The sequence below is a fragment of the Rhodococcus sp. PD04 genome (assembly GCF_035918275.1).
GTDB lineage: Bacteria > Actinomycetota > Actinomycetes > Mycobacteriales > Mycobacteriaceae > Rhodococcus > Rhodococcus rhodochrous.
This window is the reverse complement of the sequence record NZ_CP142143.1, coordinates 3,341,063-3,356,252: the sequence shown is the minus strand read 5'-3', so window position 1 is coordinate 3,356,252 and position 15,190 is coordinate 3,341,063. Positions and strand designations below refer to the sequence as shown.

General features: G+C 69.7%; 14 protein-coding genes. 8 read left to right on the top strand and 6 right to left on the bottom strand.

Annotated features, from left to right (window positions below):
- Window positions 1-29 precede the first annotated feature (29 nt).
- Entirely contained in the window at window positions 30-329 is a 300-nt protein-coding gene (gatC, locus tag U9J23_RS15510; protein ID WP_006554549.1) for an Asp-tRNA(Asn)/Glu-tRNA(Gln) amidotransferase subunit GatC, read from the top strand.
- A complete protein-coding gene (gene gatA / locus U9J23_RS15505) occupies window positions 326-1,801 on the top strand; it encodes an Asp-tRNA(Asn)/Glu-tRNA(Gln) amidotransferase subunit GatA (RefSeq protein WP_059380765.1) in 1,476 nt (491 codons plus the stop codon). The genes gatC and gatA overlap by 4 nt, the downstream gene beginning before the upstream one ends.
- An 82-nt stretch (window positions 1,802-1,883) precedes the next feature.
- On the opposite strand, the gene U9J23_RS15500 is transcribed toward gatA, so the two are convergent.
- On the bottom strand, window positions 1,884-3,164 hold the full coding sequence (locus U9J23_RS15500) for an alpha/beta-hydrolase family protein (RefSeq protein ID WP_326598716.1): 1,281 nt from the start codon (window positions 3,162-3,164) through the stop codon (window positions 1,884-1,886).
- Window positions 3,161-3,772, bottom strand: a complete 612-nt coding sequence (locus U9J23_RS15495) for a hypothetical protein (protein ID WP_059380766.1) — start codon at window positions 3,770-3,772, stop codon at window positions 3,161-3,163. Before U9J23_RS15495 ends, U9J23_RS15500 begins: the two co-directional genes overlap by 4 nt.
- Before the next feature lie 167 nt (window positions 3,773-3,939).
- Here U9J23_RS15495 and U9J23_RS15490 point away from each other — a divergent pair, with 167 nt between their 5' ends.
- From U9J23_RS15490 to gatB, 4 genes are all read left to right on the top strand, one after another.
- Window positions 3,940-5,106, top strand: a complete 1,167-nt coding sequence (locus U9J23_RS15490; RefSeq protein WP_370670829.1) for a sensor histidine kinase — start codon at window positions 3,940-3,942, stop codon at window positions 5,104-5,106.
- An 11-nt stretch (window positions 5,107-5,117) separates the two neighbouring features.
- The gene (locus U9J23_RS15485; protein WP_016691187.1) at window positions 5,118-5,795 is read left to right on the top strand and encodes a response regulator; all 678 of its coding nucleotides are present in this window, start codon (window positions 5,118-5,120) and stop codon (window positions 5,793-5,795) included.
- Between the two features lie 105 nt (window positions 5,796-5,900).
- A complete protein-coding gene (locus tag U9J23_RS15480; RefSeq protein ID WP_059380768.1) occupies window positions 5,901-6,929 on the top strand; it encodes a 6-phosphofructokinase in 1,029 nt (342 codons plus the stop codon).
- A gap of 42 nt (window positions 6,930-6,971) precedes the next feature.
- The gene (gene gatB, locus U9J23_RS15475; protein WP_016691191.1) at window positions 6,972-8,480 is read left to right on the top strand and encodes an Asp-tRNA(Asn)/Glu-tRNA(Gln) amidotransferase subunit GatB; all 1,509 of its coding nucleotides are present in this window, start codon (window positions 6,972-6,974) and stop codon (window positions 8,478-8,480) included.
- A gap of 81 nt (window positions 8,481-8,561) precedes the next feature.
- Here the strand turns inward: gatB and U9J23_RS15470 are convergent, their stop codons facing one another.
- Window positions 8,562-9,113 (bottom strand): TetR-like C-terminal domain-containing protein, encoded by a 552-nt coding sequence (locus U9J23_RS15470; RefSeq protein ID WP_197700703.1) that lies wholly within the window; start codon window positions 9,111-9,113, stop codon window positions 8,562-8,564.
- Window positions 9,114-9,142: 29 nt separating this feature from the next.
- On the bottom strand, window positions 9,143-9,886 hold the full coding sequence (locus tag U9J23_RS15465; RefSeq protein ID WP_106201498.1) for an SDR family oxidoreductase: 744 nt from the start codon (window positions 9,884-9,886) through the stop codon (window positions 9,143-9,145).
- A 162-nt stretch (window positions 9,887-10,048) separates the two neighbouring features.
- Between U9J23_RS15465 and U9J23_RS15460 the strand changes: the two genes are divergently transcribed.
- Window positions 10,049-11,254: a cation:proton antiporter gene (locus U9J23_RS15460; protein ID WP_229579359.1), complete on the top strand. Its 1,206-nt coding sequence runs from the start codon at window positions 10,049-10,051 to the stop codon at window positions 11,252-11,254.
- On the opposite strand, the gene U9J23_RS15455 is transcribed toward U9J23_RS15460, so the two are convergent.
- Window positions 11,255-12,400: a PQQ-dependent sugar dehydrogenase gene (locus U9J23_RS15455; protein WP_085468459.1), complete on the bottom strand. Its 1,146-nt coding sequence runs from the start codon at window positions 12,398-12,400 to the stop codon at window positions 11,255-11,257.
- Between the two features lie 77 nt (window positions 12,401-12,477).
- Here U9J23_RS15455 and U9J23_RS15450 point away from each other — a divergent pair, with 77 nt between their 5' ends.
- Window positions 12,478-13,236, top strand: coding sequence for a DoxX family protein (locus U9J23_RS15450; RefSeq protein ID WP_085468458.1), 759 nt, complete (start codon window positions 12,478-12,480; stop codon window positions 13,234-13,236).
- Window positions 13,237-13,314: 78 nt separating this feature from the next.
- Here U9J23_RS15450 and ilvD read toward each other — a convergent pair whose 3' ends face one another.
- Window positions 13,315-15,156, bottom strand: coding sequence for a dihydroxy-acid dehydratase (ilvD, locus tag U9J23_RS15445; RefSeq protein ID WP_059380773.1), 1,842 nt, complete (start codon window positions 15,154-15,156; stop codon window positions 13,315-13,317).
- Window positions 15,157-15,190 lie beyond the last annotated feature (34 nt).

The following is a 15,190-nucleotide window of genomic DNA, read 5'->3' as shown; positions in this document are numbered from 1 at the left end:
CACTCTCCATCGGAAAGGGGCCATTCACGGTGCCTGCCATCTCCCGTGACGAGGTCGCGCATCTCGCCCGGTTGTCCCGGCTTGCGCTGACCGATGCCGAACTCGACGAGTTCGCCGGTCAGTTGGATTCGATCCTCAACCACGTCAAGGCGGTGTCGGAGGTGGCCGCGGACGATGTGGCTCCCATGGCGAACCCGAACGCCGTCACCAACGTGACGCGACCCGACGTCGTCGTCCCCGGTCTCACGCCCGAGCAGGCGCTCTCCGGCGCCCCGGCCGTCGAGGAGGACCGCTTCTCGGTCCCGCAGATCCTGGGAGAGGGCGAATGAGCACGGATACGACACGCCTCGACGCCGCGACCCTGGCGTCGAAGATCCATGCCGGCGAACTGTCGTCGGTGGAGGTCACCCAGGCCCACCTCGATCGCATCTCCGAGGTGGACGGCGAGTACAACGCCTTCCTGCACGTCGCCTCCGAGCAGGCGCTCGCCGCCGCGGCCGAGGTCGACCGGGCCGTCGCCGCGGGCGAGAAGCCGGCCTCGGCGCTCGCCGGTGTGCCGCTCGCGCTCAAGGACGTGTTCACCACCACGGACATGCCCACCACGTGCGGGTCGAAGATCCTCGAGGGCTGGGTCTCGCCCTACGACGCGACGCTCACCACGAAGCTGCGCGAGGCCGGGATCCCCATCCTCGGCAAGACCAACATGGACGAGTTCGCGATGGGTTCGTCCACCGAGAACTCGGCCTACGGCCCCACCCGCAACCCGTGGGACACCAGCCGTATCCCGGGTGGCTCCGGTGGTGGTTCCGCTGCGGCGCTCGCGTCGTACCAGGCTCCGCTCGCGATCGGCACCGACACCGGTGGCTCGATCCGCCAGCCCGCCGCGGTCACCGCCACCGTCGGCACCAAGCCCACCTACGGCACGGTCTCGCGGTACGGCCTCGTCGCCTGCGCGTCGTCGCTCGACCAGGGTGGTCCCTGCGGCCGCACCGTCCTCGACACGGCGCTGCTGCACGAGGTCATCGCCGGGCACGACCCGCGCGACTCGACGTCGGTGAACGCCCCCGTGCGTCCCGTCGTGGAGGCGGCGCGCCAGGGTGCGGCCGGCGACCTGAAGGGCCTGAAGGTCGGCGTGGTCAAGGAGCTGCACTCCGACAGCTACCAGCCCGGCGTGCTCTCCTCGTTCGACGCGGCGGTCGAGACGCTCACGAAGCTCGGCGCGGAGGTCGTCGAGGTCTCGTGCCCGCACTTCGAGTACGCGCTGGCCTCGTACTACCTGATCCTGCCGTCGGAGGTCTCCTCCAACCTGGCCCGCTTCGACGCGATGCGGTACGGCATGCGCGTCGACGACGGCACGATGAGTGCCGAGCAGGTCATGGCCGCGACCCGCGCCGCCGGCTTCGGCAAGGAGGTCAAGCGCCGCATCATGATCGGCACCTACGCGCTGTCCTCCGGCTACTACGAGGCCTACTACGGTCAGGCGCTCAAGGTCCGGAGCCTCATCGCGCAGGACTTCGACAAGGCCTACGAGCAGGTCGACGTGCTGGTCTCGCCCACGAGCCCGTTCACGCCGTGGAAGCTCGGCGAGAAGGTCGACGATCCGCTGGCGATGTACCTGTCCGACCTGTGCACGCTCCCGACCAACCTCGCGGGGCACTGCGCGATGTCGGTGCCGTCCGGCCTCTCGGCGGACGACGGTCTCCCCGTCGGCCTGCAGATCATGGCCCCGGCCCTGGCCGACGAGCGTCTGTACCGCGTGGGTGCGGCCTTCGAGGCGGCACGAGGACCCATCGTCGCCTGATCCTTTCCCATCACGACCCGCCGTGCCGTTCGTCGGCCGGCGGGTCGCGGTGTATCCGGACACCGATCCGTGCGGGCGCGATCTATCCGTCGGAGGAGGTGCATCGGGCCTGATCGTCGCCGTAGCGATGACCGTGACCGGGTGCTGCCTCCAGCGAGGTGAGCAGGTCCACCGTCGTGTTCACGAACGACACCACCGGCAGCCACGGCGGGGTCGGAGCATCGGCGCGCGCATGCGACAGATCGGGCGGCGACCACAGCAGCGACGGCCGCCACCACACCACCGGGTCGGAGGTGTTCGCCCGGACACTCGCACCGGCGGTGCGGACCCCCGCGGGCGGCCCCGCGAGGAACAGTGCACACGGCTCCGGTTCGTCGTCGAAGACGGCGCTCGCGCCGGTCGCTCCCAGAGACTGCCCGTAGACGTGCAGGGCGGGGCGTCGCTCGTCGGGCAGCGTGGACAGGTGCGCCCGCAATGCGGTGACGAGCGCGCGGGCCTCCTCCTCCGCAGCACCGCGATCGAGGACGAAGGTCGCCCAGCTCGGCATGTCCGAGTACTGCTGGGCGACGATGGCGACATCGTCGCCCCACCGGCCCTCGAAGCCGCGGACCGCAGCGGCATCGACCCAGCCCGAGCCGGTCGGCACGGCCACCACGAGATGCGGTCGGTCGAAGGCTCTCGCCCGGCGGAGTTCGTCCACCGCGAACTCGGCGCGCGCAGACGGATCCGGTGCGGCCGACAACGGCACGTAGATCCGGATCGGTGACCCCTCGGAGGGCAGGGACACGAACTTCTGCCCCTCTCGACCCAACCGGTTCCATGACACCGCCGATCCCACGCCACCCGACAGTCCCACCGAGAGCGCGGTGGGGGAGGCGACCGTGTCGATCGCCCCTCCGGGTGAGAAGGCCGCCGTGGCGCCGATCCCAACCGTGGCGCCGATTCCCAGCGTCGCGGCGACGGCCACCGCCACCCCGCGTCGCGACAGGAGGTGCACGAGGCGCGGAAGGGCGAGCGGCGCCGCGACGACCACGATCGCGACCGCCAGTGCCTCGAGCCACCAGCGCACATCAAGCGCCGGGACCGCCATCGCCTCCCGCAGACCGTTCTGCCACCGATGCGCACCGGCGGCCGCGACCAGCACGACGGACCCGCCGACGAGCGCGACGGGCACACGCAGTTCCGGCCTCGCCGGCCGCGGAGCCCGACCGGTCCGCCGCCGCGCGGTCACGACGAGACGGAGAACGGCCAGCGCGACCACGACGAACACCCCTGTGACGACGCCCTGCACGACCGACTGTCGCGGCAGCAGGGGAGGGGCGAGGGAGATCACCGTCGCGAGAACCACCGTGAGGATCGTCATCGCCGTACCTTTCGTGCCGTGAAGCCCAGAGCGACCGAGCCCGCAGCGACGGCCAGGGCCCACGGCGATTCCGCGACAGGCGTCCGGTGGCCCTGTCGCCACGAGTTGAATTCCACTGCTGCAGAAGAGATCCCTGCGATCGGCGTGCAGGAGGTGATGTCGGGTTCGGAACGGCAGACGGTGTCGAGATGCCGCGCGAACAGACCGTCGAGGTCGCGGCGGGCACCGGTGCCCAGCTCGCCACCGGTGGTGTGGGCGTACCGCAGGAGGTCGTACCCGAGATCGTGCACCCGGCAGGCCGATTCGAACGCCGCCGGCAGCGGCACCGGGGCGGAGCAGTCACCTTCGGGGTCGGCGAGCACCGTCGTCCCGTCCGCCCACTGTTCGACGATCGGCGCATACCCCATCACGGCGGTGAAATCGGCCGGCAGGGACGACAGTGCTCCCTCCGCGTCGTCGGCGACGAGCGCCGTCACCGTCGCTGCGGCCGCGGCGTCCTCCGTCGGGGGCGCGGCGGAGTGGGCGAGCGCCCCCGGCACGGCGGCATATGCTGCGGTGGCGAGGAAGACGACCGACGCGACTCGGACCGCTGCGGATCTCACTGTCATGCCGGTGACGCTAGGAACGCGTAGCCCTGCACCGGACCCCGCGACGGAGCGATCTCGAGGAGACCGACACCACCCGCAGAGCTATGCGGATCTCACCCCCAGGTATGAGGACAGTCGAGACCCCGGCTCCTAGCGTGGGTGAGGTGAAAGAGCTTGCGAAGTCCGGCGTGAGAACCGCGGGACGCCTGGGCCGGGGACGGTGGAGCGTCGTCACCGTGGTCACCGTGACGTTGATCCTCTATGCGATCGCGTGGCCGACGCTGCCCCTGACCCACGACATCTCCCCACCCCTCCTGCCGCTGATCTCGGGGATGGCGGTGTTCCCGTTCCTCCTCGTGCTCGTCCGGCCGGCGCTCGGATGGGCGGTGGTCGCGGCGGCGGGACTCGTCATCCCGATAGCGTTCGACCTGGTCCCCGGCTACGACTATCCGTGGCAGGTCGTGCACATCCTGGTGATGCTCGCGCTGGTGTTCGCCGTTGCGATCCGCGAGGAGATCCGGATCGTCCTCGTCGTCTGGGTCTCGACGGTTCTGCTCTTCGCGGCCTTCGTCCCCGGCAGCGACGGCTGGGGCTGGGGGATCGGGATCAGCGCCCTGGTGGTATTCGGGCTGCTGGTGCGCTGGCTGGTGATCTCCCGACGGCAACTCGCCCAGGAGGAGGAGGTCAGCGAGCTCGAACGTGCACGGCGCGCCATCCTCGAAGAGAAGGCCCACATCGCACGCGACCTCCACGACATCGTTGCCCATCACATGTCGATGATCGTCGTGCAGGCGCAGAGCGCGCCCTACCGGCTTCCGGACGTGAACGACGACGTGCGCGCCGAATTCGACGCCCTCGGTGCGACCGCACGGGAGGCGCTGAACGAGGTCCGCACCCTGCTTGGGGTGCTTCGCAGCGACGGGCAGCTCCCCGAACGCGAACCGCAGCCCGACATCGACCGCATCGGTGAGCTGTTCGAGTCCTCCCGCCGAGCCGGTATGGCGCTCGAGACGGAGACGGTCGGCGTCCCCGTACCAGTCTCCGACGGTGTCGGACTCACCGTCTACCGGATCCTGCAGGAGTCCCTGGCGAACGCGGCCCGGCACGCACCCGGCGCCCGCGTGTGCGCACGGCTGCAGTGGGAGCCGGCGACCGTCACGGTGGAGGTGACCAACGGGCCGGCCTCGCCCGGTGAGGTCGACGCCGCCCTTCGGCAATCGGACCGCAGCGGCGGCAACGGCATCCTGGGCATGGTCGAACGCGCGTCCGTCGTGGGCGGGCAACTCGTCGCCCATCCCCGGCCCGGCGGAGGTTTCGAGGTCCGAGCGGTTCTCCCGGTGCTGACCGGGGCCTAAGGTGGGTGCCGATGACCGAACCGCACCCTCCCATCACCGTGTTCATCGCCGACGATCAGGCCATGGTCCGGCAGGGCTTCGGAGCGTTGCTCGGAGCCCAGCCCGATATCAGCGTCGTCGGCGATGCCCCCGACGGTCGAGCAGCCGTCTCGGAGGTCGCGCGACTGCGACCCGACGTGGTCCTCATGGACGTGCGCATGCCCGAGATGAACGGTCTCGACGCGGCGCGGCACATCCTCGCCGACACTCGTGAGCCGCGGTCGAAGGTGCTCATGCTCACCACCTTCGACCTCGACGACTACGTCTACGAAGCGCTGGGTATGGGAGCGAGCGGATTCCTGCTCAAGGACGCCCCCGCCGACGAACTCGTGCGTGCAGTGAGGGTGGTCGCCGACGGCCAGGCGCTGCTCGCGCCGACCGTCACCCGTCGCCTCATCGCCGACGTCACCAGCCGGCGCCGGCCGGCGAGAGGACGCGACCGCGTCCTCGATCCGCTCACCCCGCGCGAACTCGAGGTGCTCGAACTGATCGCGCACGGCCTGTCGAACACAGAGATCGCGGAGCGGTTGTTCGTCGCCGAGCAGACCGTCAAGACCCACGTCGGCAAGGTTCTCGCGAAACTGCACCTGCGCGACCGCGCACAGGCCGTGGTGCTCGCCTACGAGTCCGGTCTCGTCACACCCGGCTGAATCGGGCTGCCGTCGCGACTGCGAACGGGCAGGATTGGCAGTGCAGCACCGGTTCGGGCAGAACCGGTCCGGTGCGGTACTGGTCCATCCGACGGGAGGTAGTGCGTGACGAGGATCGGAATTCTCACCAGTGGCGGGGACTGCCCCGGTCTCAACGCGGTCATCCGCGGTGCGGTGCTCAAGGGGACCGAGGTCCACGGACAGGAGTTCGTAGGATTCCTCGACGGCTGGCGCGGTCTCGTCGAAGGAGATGTGATCCCGTTGGACCGCAGCCGTGTTCGCGGTCTCGCCCAGCAGGGTGGCACGATCCTCGGCACGAGCCGGTTCGGTCCGTACCAGGGACCCGACGGTGGGGCACAGAACATCCAGAAGACCCTCGACCGTCTCGGGATCGACGCCGTGATCGCCATCGGGGGAGAGGGCACCGCCGCCGCCTCGAAGCGACTGTTCGGTGAAGGGATCCGCATCGTCGGTGTGCCGAAGACGATCGACAACGACCTCAGCCACACCGACTACACCTTCGGTTTCGACACCGCCGTCGAGATCGCGACGGTGGCGATCGACCGCCTCCGCACCACCGGCAACTCCCACAAGCGGTGCATGGTGCTCGAGGTCATGGGCCGGCACGCCGGATGGATCGCACTGCACGCGGGTACCGCCGGTGGCGCACACGCCATCCTCATCCCTGAACACCCCGAGAGCCTCGAACAGATCTGCGAGTGGGTGACCAGCGTCCGCGACCGCGGGCGTTCGCCGATGGTCGTCGTCGCGGAGGGCTTCACACTGCCCGAGATGGAGGAGGCGTACTCCACCAAGGGGCTCGACGGATTCGACCGGCCGCGTCTCGGCGGTATCGCGGAGGTGCTCGCGCCGCTCATCGAGAAGCACACCGGCGTCGAGGCCCGCGCGACGGTGCTCGGTCATATCCAACGGGGCGGTGTACCCACGGCATTCGACCGGGTGCTCGCCACGCGGCTCGGCATGGCGGTGACCGATCTCGTCGCCGAGGAGGACTGGGGCCACATGGTCGCGCTGCACGGCACCGACATCGCCCGGGTCGATTTCGACGAGCTCGCCGAACCGAAGTACGTACCCGACGAGCGCTATCAGGAGATGCGGATCCTGTTCGGGTGAGGCCGCGCGTCGGCACTCCCGGCGCCGTCTAAAATCGACACCATGACTGCCTCCGTGTCCGCTGACCTGCTCGCCTACGACGACGTGCTCGCGAAGTTCGAGCCCGTGATGGGCATGGAGGTGCACGTCGAGCTGCACACCGCCACCAAGATGTTCTGTGGCTGTCCGACCGCCTTCGGTGCCGAGCCCAACACGCAGGTGTGCCCGGTCTGCCTCGGTCTGCCGGGGGCACTGCCTGTCGTCAACCAGGCCGCCGTCGAGTCCGCGATCCGCATCGGCCTCGCGCTGAACTGCTCGATCACCCCCTGGGGTCGTTTCGCGCGGAAGAACTACTTCTACCCGGATCAGCCGAAGAACTACCAGATCTCGCAGTACGACGAGCCGATTGCCACCGACGGATATCTCGACGTCGTGCTCGACGACGGCACCACCTGGCGCGTCGACATCGAGCGCGCGCACATGGAGGAGGACACCGGCAAGTCGCTGCACGTCGGTGGCGCCACCGGCCGCATCCACGGTGCGAGCCACTCGCTGCTCGACTACAACCGCGCTGGTGTGCCGCTCGTCGAGATCGTCACCAAGCCGATCGTCGGTGCCGGTGAGCGCGCCCCCGAGGTCGCCCGCGCCTACGTCACCGCCCTGCGCGACCTGCTCAAGGCCCTCGACGTCTCCGACGTCCGCATGGACCAGGGCTCGATGCGGTGCGACGCGAACATCTCGCTGATGCCCATCGGCGCGAAGGAGTTCGGTACCCGTACCGAGACGAAGAACGTCAACTCCCTCAAGTCCGTCGAGGTCGCGGTGCGCTACGAGATGCGGCGCCAGGCGGCCGTGCTGGTCTCCGGTGGTGAGGTGATCCAGGAGACCCGGCACTTCCAGGAGGCCGACGGCACCACCTCGCCCGGTCGCCGCAAGGAGACCGCCGAGGACTACCGCTACTTCCCGGAACCCGACCTCGAGCCGATCGCGCCCGACGCTGCCTGGGTGGAGGAGCTTCGCGCGACGCTGCCCGAGCTGCCGTGGCTGCGCCGCGCCCGCATCCAGGCCGATTGGGGTGTCTCCGACGAGGAGATGCGCGACCTCGTCAACGCCGGCGCGCTCGATCTCGTCATCGCGACCACCGAGGCCGGTGCCCCCGCCTCGGAGGCCCGCTCATGGTGGGTCGCCTACCTGGCCCAGCAGGCCAACACCCGCGGTGTCGAACTCGCCGAACTGCCCATCACGCCCGAGCAGGTCGCCCGCGTCATCGCGCTGGTGGCCGACGGCAAGCTGACGAACAAGCTGGCCCGGCAGGTCGTCGACGGTGTGCTCGCCGGTGAGGGCGAACCCGACGAGGTGGTGGCGGCTCGCGGTCTCGAGGTCGTGCGCGACGATTCGGCGCTGCAGGCCGCGGTCGACGCCGCTCTGGCCGCAAACCCCGACATCGCCGACAAGATCCGCTCCGGCAAGGTCCAGGCGGCCGGCAAGATCGTCGGCGACGTCATGAAGGCCACTCGCGGACAGGCCGATCCGGCGCGCGTGAAGGAACTCGTCATCGCCGCGTGCAGTTGATCCCGCACAGCGGGGCCCTGTCCTGTGGACGACCGCGGGACAGGGCGTCGCACTCCCGCCCTCGGGCGACGGATCGTCGCGTCATGCCTTCCGGGATGCGACGCCGTCGAGGAGGTTGGTGACCAGGCCGTCGATGAAGCGATCCGTGACGGGTTCGTCGGGGATCAGGAGCCGGTGGTAGACCGCTCCCCAGAGCTGGTCCACGATGATCTGCAGGTCGACGTCGGAACGGATCTGGCCGACCTCCTGAGCGCGCCGCAGCCGTTCGCAGGCGAGACGGCGGCGTTGGGACGAATACAGGCGCCGATATGCGATCGCCAGGTCTTCGTCGGTCTGGGACCGCCCGATCAGTTCGGTCAGGACCCGTCCCCCGGGAGTCCGGGTCATCAGTTCGCCGAAGGCGCGGAGCTGGCTGATGAGATCGACGCGGATGTCGCCGGTGTCGGGAAATGCGAGAGTGCCTTCCACCGCGTGGAAGTAGCCGTCGAGCGCGAGTGCACCCATCGAAGGCCACCACTTGTAGAGGGTCGTCTTGCTGACGGAGGCCTCGCGTGAGACTCGCTCGAAGGTGAGGTTCGCGCTGCCCTCGCTCAGGAGGATCGCCCCGACGGCCTCCAGGATGTCGGCGCGCACCTCCTCGGCGGGGCGACGCCCGCGGCGCGTCAAGCGATCCCGCCGTTGGGGAAGACGACCTGACCGTTGATCCAGCGGCCCGGACCGGCGAGGAAGGCCGCGACCTCCGCGATGTCCTCGGGCGTGCCCAGGCGTTCGAGCGGGGCCAGGCCGGCGAGGCGCTCGACGGTGTGTTCGTCCTTGCCGTCGAGGAACAGCGGTGTCGCGGTCGGGCCGGGCGCGATCGCGTTCACAGTGATGTCCTTGCCGCGCAACTCGCGGGCAAGGACGAGGGTCAGGCTCTCGACGGCGGCCTTGCTTGCGGCATACGCAGCGTACGTCGGGTGCTGGAGCCGGGTCTGGCTGGTGGACACGTTGATCAGGGCGCCGCCCCTGCGAAGTCTGTTGGCGGCGAGCCGGGAGACGACGAAGGCGCCGCGGACATTGGTTCGGTGCATCCGGTCGAGGTCGGCCAGATCGAGGCTCGCGACGGGGGAGAGCACCATGATCCCGGCGGTGTTGACCACCACGTCGAGGCCTCCGAACTCGGCCTCCACCGAGTCGAATGCCTCGGCCATCCCGACTTCGTCGGCGACGTCGCCCACGACGGTGATCGCCCGCCCGCCGCCCGCGACGATCTCGTCCACGATCTGCCCGGCTCGCCGGGCGTTCCCGCCGTAATGCACGGCAACCGCGAACCCGTCGGCTGCCAGACGTTCGCTCACGGCGCGGCCGATACCGCCGGATCCACCGGTGACCAGGGCCACCCGAGGTGTGGTGTTCGCGTCGGACACGAGAGCTCCTTCCGGAGATGTGGACGGTCCGTCCATTTAAACACGGTCATGGACGGTCCGTCCACAACCGACCGTCCATCGGGGTTCGCGCCTGCTGGTCGTGAGTGTGTCGGTCCTCGTCCTCGCGCGTACGTTGATCTTGCGCGGCTAGAGTTTCGGCGCATGGACGCTGCTGTAGCCACCTCGCTGTTCTGGATCGCCGTCGCGGCGGTGCTGGCACCGCTGATCGCCGGCGCCGTCCCGCGTCGGCTGGTCCCCGAGGTCGTGCTGCTGCTGGTGGCCGGTGTCCTCATCGGCCCCTACGCGTTCGACCTCGCGGAGACGGGCAGCGAGATCGGCATCCTGCGCGAACTCGGCCTGGGAATGCTCTTCCTGCTCGCCGGATACGAGATCGACCCCGCCGAGCTGCGCGGGCGGGGTGGGCGCCGCGCGATGCTCACCTGGTGCGTGTGCATGCTGTCGGCGCTCGGCACCGTCGCCGCACTGGGAGCGGTAGGCCAGGTGCACGCCGAGATCGCCGTGGCGATCGCCCTGACATCCACGGCGCTGGGGACGCTCCTGCCGATCCTCGCCGACCGCGGGCTCGTCGCGACCCCACTCGGACGGTCGGTGCTCAATCACGGGGCGTTCGGAGAACTGCTGCCCGTCGTGGCCATGGCAACCCTGCTCGGTGCGCGCGGCGCACTCGGCTCGCTGATCGTCCTGCTGGCGTTCGCGGTCGTCGCCGTCGCCGTCGCCGTGCTGCCGACCTGGATCCTGGGGGAGGGCTCACGGTTCACCCAGTTCGTCCGGCTCGGCTCCGACACCACCGCCCAGATCCCGGTGCGCCTGACGATGTTGCTGCTCGTCGGACTCATCGCGGTCGCCGCCGTCTTCGATCTCGACATCATCCTCGGTGCGTTCGCGGCCGGTTTCATCCTGCGCCGCACGATCCCCACGGGCGACGAGCGGCTCGAGAAGAAGCTCGACGGTCTCGGATACGGCTTCCTCATCCCGATCTTCTTCGTCACCTCGGGCATGGCGATCGACGTCGGTGCCGTCGCGAGTGCCCCGGGCATCCTGCTGGCATTCCTCGGACTGCTCGTCCTGGTGAGGGGTGTACCGGTGTTCGTCGCATCGCGCCTCGAACGCGACGAGACCGGCAACCGCATGTTCGGAACCGCCGAACAGCTGCAGATCGCCCTGTACTCCACGACGGGTCTTCCGCTGATCGTCGCGGTCACGGGCGTCGCGGTGAGTGCCGATCAGATGACGAACGCGAGCGCGTCGATCCTCGTGGCGGCGGGCGCCGTCACCGTCCTCGTCCTGCCGATGCTCGCGGGGCTGCTCCACCGCCCCGCTCCGGCGGAGACGCCGGAGCGGGCATGATCAGTCGAATCCGCCGCCACCGGCCGGGAACTGGATGCGGATGACTCGGTCGTCGTTCGGTCCCGGTTCGGCGCCGGACTTGTTGACCGTCGAGACCCACAGCAGGCCGTCGGGCGACGAAGAGGCGCCGCGCAGCATGCCGTAGCGGTCCTCCGCCGCGAGGACGGGGGACGCCGTGACCGCGCCGGTACCCGGGTCGGTGGCGACGACCGCGACGGCCTTCGCGTCGGTGAGCGAGATCGCGATCCCGTCGGGAGCCGCCGCGCACCCGGCGACACCGGGCCGTTCGGGCCACGTCCAGGCCGGGCCGGTGCCGGTCGAGCCGTCGACCCCCACCCGCTGGAGCCGGTCCTCGAGGGGGGTGCGGTCGGTGATCCACAGGTTGCCGTTCGGATCGCGGCACACATCGCCCGCGGTGCCGATGCCCGACAGCATCACCGAGGGAGTGGGTGCCGCGCCGGGTGCCGGGAGCGGCAGGTTCAGGAGCTTGCCGGACAGGACGTTCGGATCGTTTGCGGCCGCTGCGTTTCCGGCGTCGCCGGTCAGGACGGCGAGCTCGGTGGGCGAGACGAACTCGATGGCGCCGGAATTGCCCGTCGCGCCGCGCGGGATTCCCGTCAGCACGTCCTTGGGAGTGTCGCCCGCGGCGATGCGGACCACACGGTTGTCCGAGGCCGTGGTGATGTAGGCGTAGAGCAGTCGGTCCTCGGCGAAGGTGGGGGAGAGTGCCACGTCCAGCAGCCCACCGTCCCCGGATCCGTCGACCGGGATCGTCGCGATCTCCACCGGCTCGGTCTCCGGCGCGACCTGCAATATCCGACCCGTCCGGCGCTCGGTGACGAGCGCGGAGTTGCCGTCGGGCATCGTCACCAGGCCGCCGGTGACGTCGAGGCAGGTCGCGATCACGGACGGATCGGGATCGACACACGGCCCCGGAGGCTTGGGGGAGGCGCTCGGCGTGGTCGTCTCGGTGGGGTCCTGGGGCCCGACGCCCGGTCCCGGATCGAAGGTGGGTTCGGGGGTGAACGGGCTCGATGCGGAGTCGTCGAAGCGGGCGCAGGACGGGACGGCGAGGACTCCGACGGCGAGCGCCGCCGCTGCCGCACGTACGCCCCACGAACCCCTCCACCGCGTACCCCGTGTCATGCCGCAAACGTTACCGGCACGACGCGCGCACCCGCGGATGCCGGGTGCGGGGGCAGTCACGGGCCTAGGCTGGGGGCGTGGCCGACAACAAGAACGGTGGCATACCGGACGCAGGTTCGAGTCCCTACGGAAACCAGCCCGACGAGCACACACTCGAGATGCACCGACCACGCGAGTCGTATCTCGGATCGGACGACGACTTCGGGGCCGGGGGAACGCCCCTCGGCAACGACGCCTACGCCGCTCCCACCGAGCAGATGTACCGGCCGGAGCCGGTATTCGGTGCGGATGCGGGCGGCGCGGTGGCCGTCGGCGAGCAGACCCCGAAGGTGCGCCGCGGGACGCTCGACCTCGGATTGTTCGTCCTGCGCGCGGCGGTCGGGGCGATCCTCGTCGCACACGGACTGCAGAAGCTGGTGGGTCTGTGGAACGGCCCGGGTCTCGACGGTTTCGAGTCGTTGCTGCGCGACGCGGGGTACCAGCAGCCCGCCGTGCTCGCGATCGTCGGCGCGGTCGGTGAGATCGCGGCCGGAGGACTGCTCGTCCTGGGGCTGCTCACTCCGTTCGCCGCTGCTGCGATCGTCGCCATCATGGTCAACGCGGTGCTGTTCAAACACGAACTCGAGCCGGGCGTCCAGTTCTTCGCCGCCGAATCGTCGGGCTTCGAGTTCGAAGCCCTCCTCGTCGCCTGCACGGTGGCGATCACCCTCACAGGACCGGGACGCATCGCGATCGACGGACGACGCGGCTGGGCGACACGCCCCTTCCTGGGTTCGTTCGTCGTGCTGCTGCTGGGCGTGGCAGCCGGCGTGTGCCTGTGGATCTTCGGACGCTGACATAGGAAGCACGCACGACAGGCGAGGGCCCCGCGATCGGAACGATCGCGGGGCCCTCGCTCTTGCTGTCGTGAGGTGTTACGGCAGGCGCCGGACGGCACCCTTGTCGGCGGAGGTCGCCAGAGCGGCGTAGGCGCGCAGTGCCTTCGAGACCGTGCGCTCACGGTCGACGGGCTGCCACGGCCGCTCGGAGGCCTCCATCTTCGCGCGACGATCGGCGAGCACCTCGTCGTCGACGAGCACCTCGAGGGTGCGAGTCGCGACGTCGATGCGGATCCGGTCGCCCTGCTCGATCAGGCCGATCACACCACCGGACGCGGCCTCGGGGGAGACGTGCCCGATGGACAGACCGGACGTGCCGCCGGAGAAGCGGCCGTCGGTGATCAGGGCGCACACCTTGCCCAGGCCGATGCCCTTGAGGAAGGAGGTGGGGTGCAGCATCTCCTGCATGCCGGGGCCGCCGGCCGGGCCCTCGTAGCGGACGACGACGACGTCGCCGGCCTTGATCTTCTTGCCGAGGATGACCGAGACGGCCTCCTCCTGCGACTCGACGACGTAGGCCGGGCCCTCGAAGTGGAACAGGTCCTCGTCGATACCGGCAGTCTTGAGGATCGCGCCGTCCGGTGCGAGGTTTCCGCGCAGCACGCACAGGCCGCCCTCGACGGTGTAGGCGTGCTCGATGTCGCGGATGCAGCCGTTCGCCGCATCGGTGTCGAGCGACGACCAGCGGTTGTCGGTCGAGAACGGTTCGGTGGTGCGCACACCGCCCGGTGCGGCGTGGAACAGCTCGAGGGCCGTCTCGGACGCCTTGCCGGAACGGATGTCCCAGGTGTCGAGCCACTCGTCGAAGCTCTTCGTGTGGACCGTGGAGACGTCGGTCTCGAGCAGGCCACCGCGGCGCAGCTCGCCGAGGATGGCGGGGATTCCGCCGGCGCGGTGCACGTCCTCCATGTGGTAGTCGGAGTTCGGGGAGACCTTCGCCAGGCAGGGCACCCGGCGGCTGATCTCGTCGATGGTGGTGAGGTCGAAGTCGACTTCACCCTCCTGCGCAGCGGCGAGGGTGTGCAGCACGGTGTTGGTGGAACCACCCATCGCGACGTCGAGCGCCATCGCGTTGCGGAAGGCGGCCGGGGTGGCGATGTTGCGCGGAAGCACCGACTCGTCGTCGTCGCGGTAGTAGCGCAGGGCCGCTTCGACGATCGTTCGGCCGGCGGTCTCGAACAGTGCGCGTCGCGCCTCGTGGGTGGCGAGGGTCGAACCGTTGCCGGGCAGCGCGAGACCGAGGGCCTCGGTGAGGCAGTTCATCGAGTTGGCGGTGAACATGCCCGAGCACGAACCGCAGGTCGGGCACGCGCTGCGCTCGACCTCGTCGAGACCCGCGTCGTCGACGGCCTCGCTGGCGGAGGCCGAGATGGCGGTGATGAGGTCGGTGGGGGCCTGCGCGACACCGTTGACGACGACCGCCTTACCGGCCTCCATCGGACCACCGGAGACGAAGATCGTCGGGATGTTCAGGCGCATCGCGGCATTGAGCATGCCCGGGGTGATCTTGTCGCAGTTCGAGATGCACACCAGTGCATCGGCGGTGTGCGCGTTGACCATGTATTCGACGGAGTCGGCGATGATCTCGCGGCTCGGCAGCGAGTAGAGCATGCCGCCGTGGCCCATGGCGATGCCGTCGTCGACTGCGATGGTGTGGAACTCGCGCGCCACGCCGCCCGCTTCGCGCACGGCCTTCGCGACGATCTCACCGACGTCCTTGAGGTGGACGTGACCGGGTACGAACTGCGTGTAGGAGTTCGCGATCGCGACGATCGGCTTGCCGAAGTCGGAATCGGTCAGGCCGGTGGCGCGCCACAGGGAGCGCGCTCCCGCGGCGTTTCGTCCGACGGTGGTGGTGCGTGACCTCAACGGGGGCATGGGCTGACTTCCTTGACGGTGGCTGGTGCGCAAT

What these genes read in the sequence shown, in the direction of transcription:
- U9J23_RS15495 (WP_059380766.1), bottom strand. Translation starts at nt 3,772, where the DNA reads ATGACAGTGAGATCCGCAGCGGTCCGAGTCGCGTCGGTCGTCTTCCTC.
- U9J23_RS15455 (WP_085468459.1), bottom strand. Translation starts at nt 12,400, where the DNA reads ATGACACGGGGTACGCGGTGGAGGGGTTCGTGGGGCGTACGTGCGGCA.
- gatA (WP_059380765.1), top strand. Translation starts at nt 326, where the DNA reads ATGAGCACGGATACGACACGCCTCGACGCCGCGACCCTGGCGTCGAAG.
- U9J23_RS15500 (WP_326598716.1), bottom strand. Translation starts at nt 3,164, where the DNA reads ATGACGATCCTCACGGTGGTTCTCGCGACGGTGATCTCCCTCGCCCCT.
- U9J23_RS15460 (WP_229579359.1), top strand. Translation starts at nt 10,049, where the DNA reads ATGGACGCTGCTGTAGCCACCTCGCTGTTCTGGATCGCCGTCGCGGCG.
- gatB (WP_016691191.1), top strand. Translation starts at nt 6,972, where the DNA reads ATGACTGCCTCCGTGTCCGCTGACCTGCTCGCCTACGACGACGTGCTC.
- U9J23_RS15485 (WP_016691187.1), top strand. Translation starts at nt 5,118, where the DNA reads ATGACCGAACCGCACCCTCCCATCACCGTGTTCATCGCCGACGATCAG.
- ilvD (WP_059380773.1), bottom strand. Translation starts at nt 15,156, where the DNA reads ATGCCCCCGTTGAGGTCACGCACCACCACCGTCGGACGAAACGCCGCG.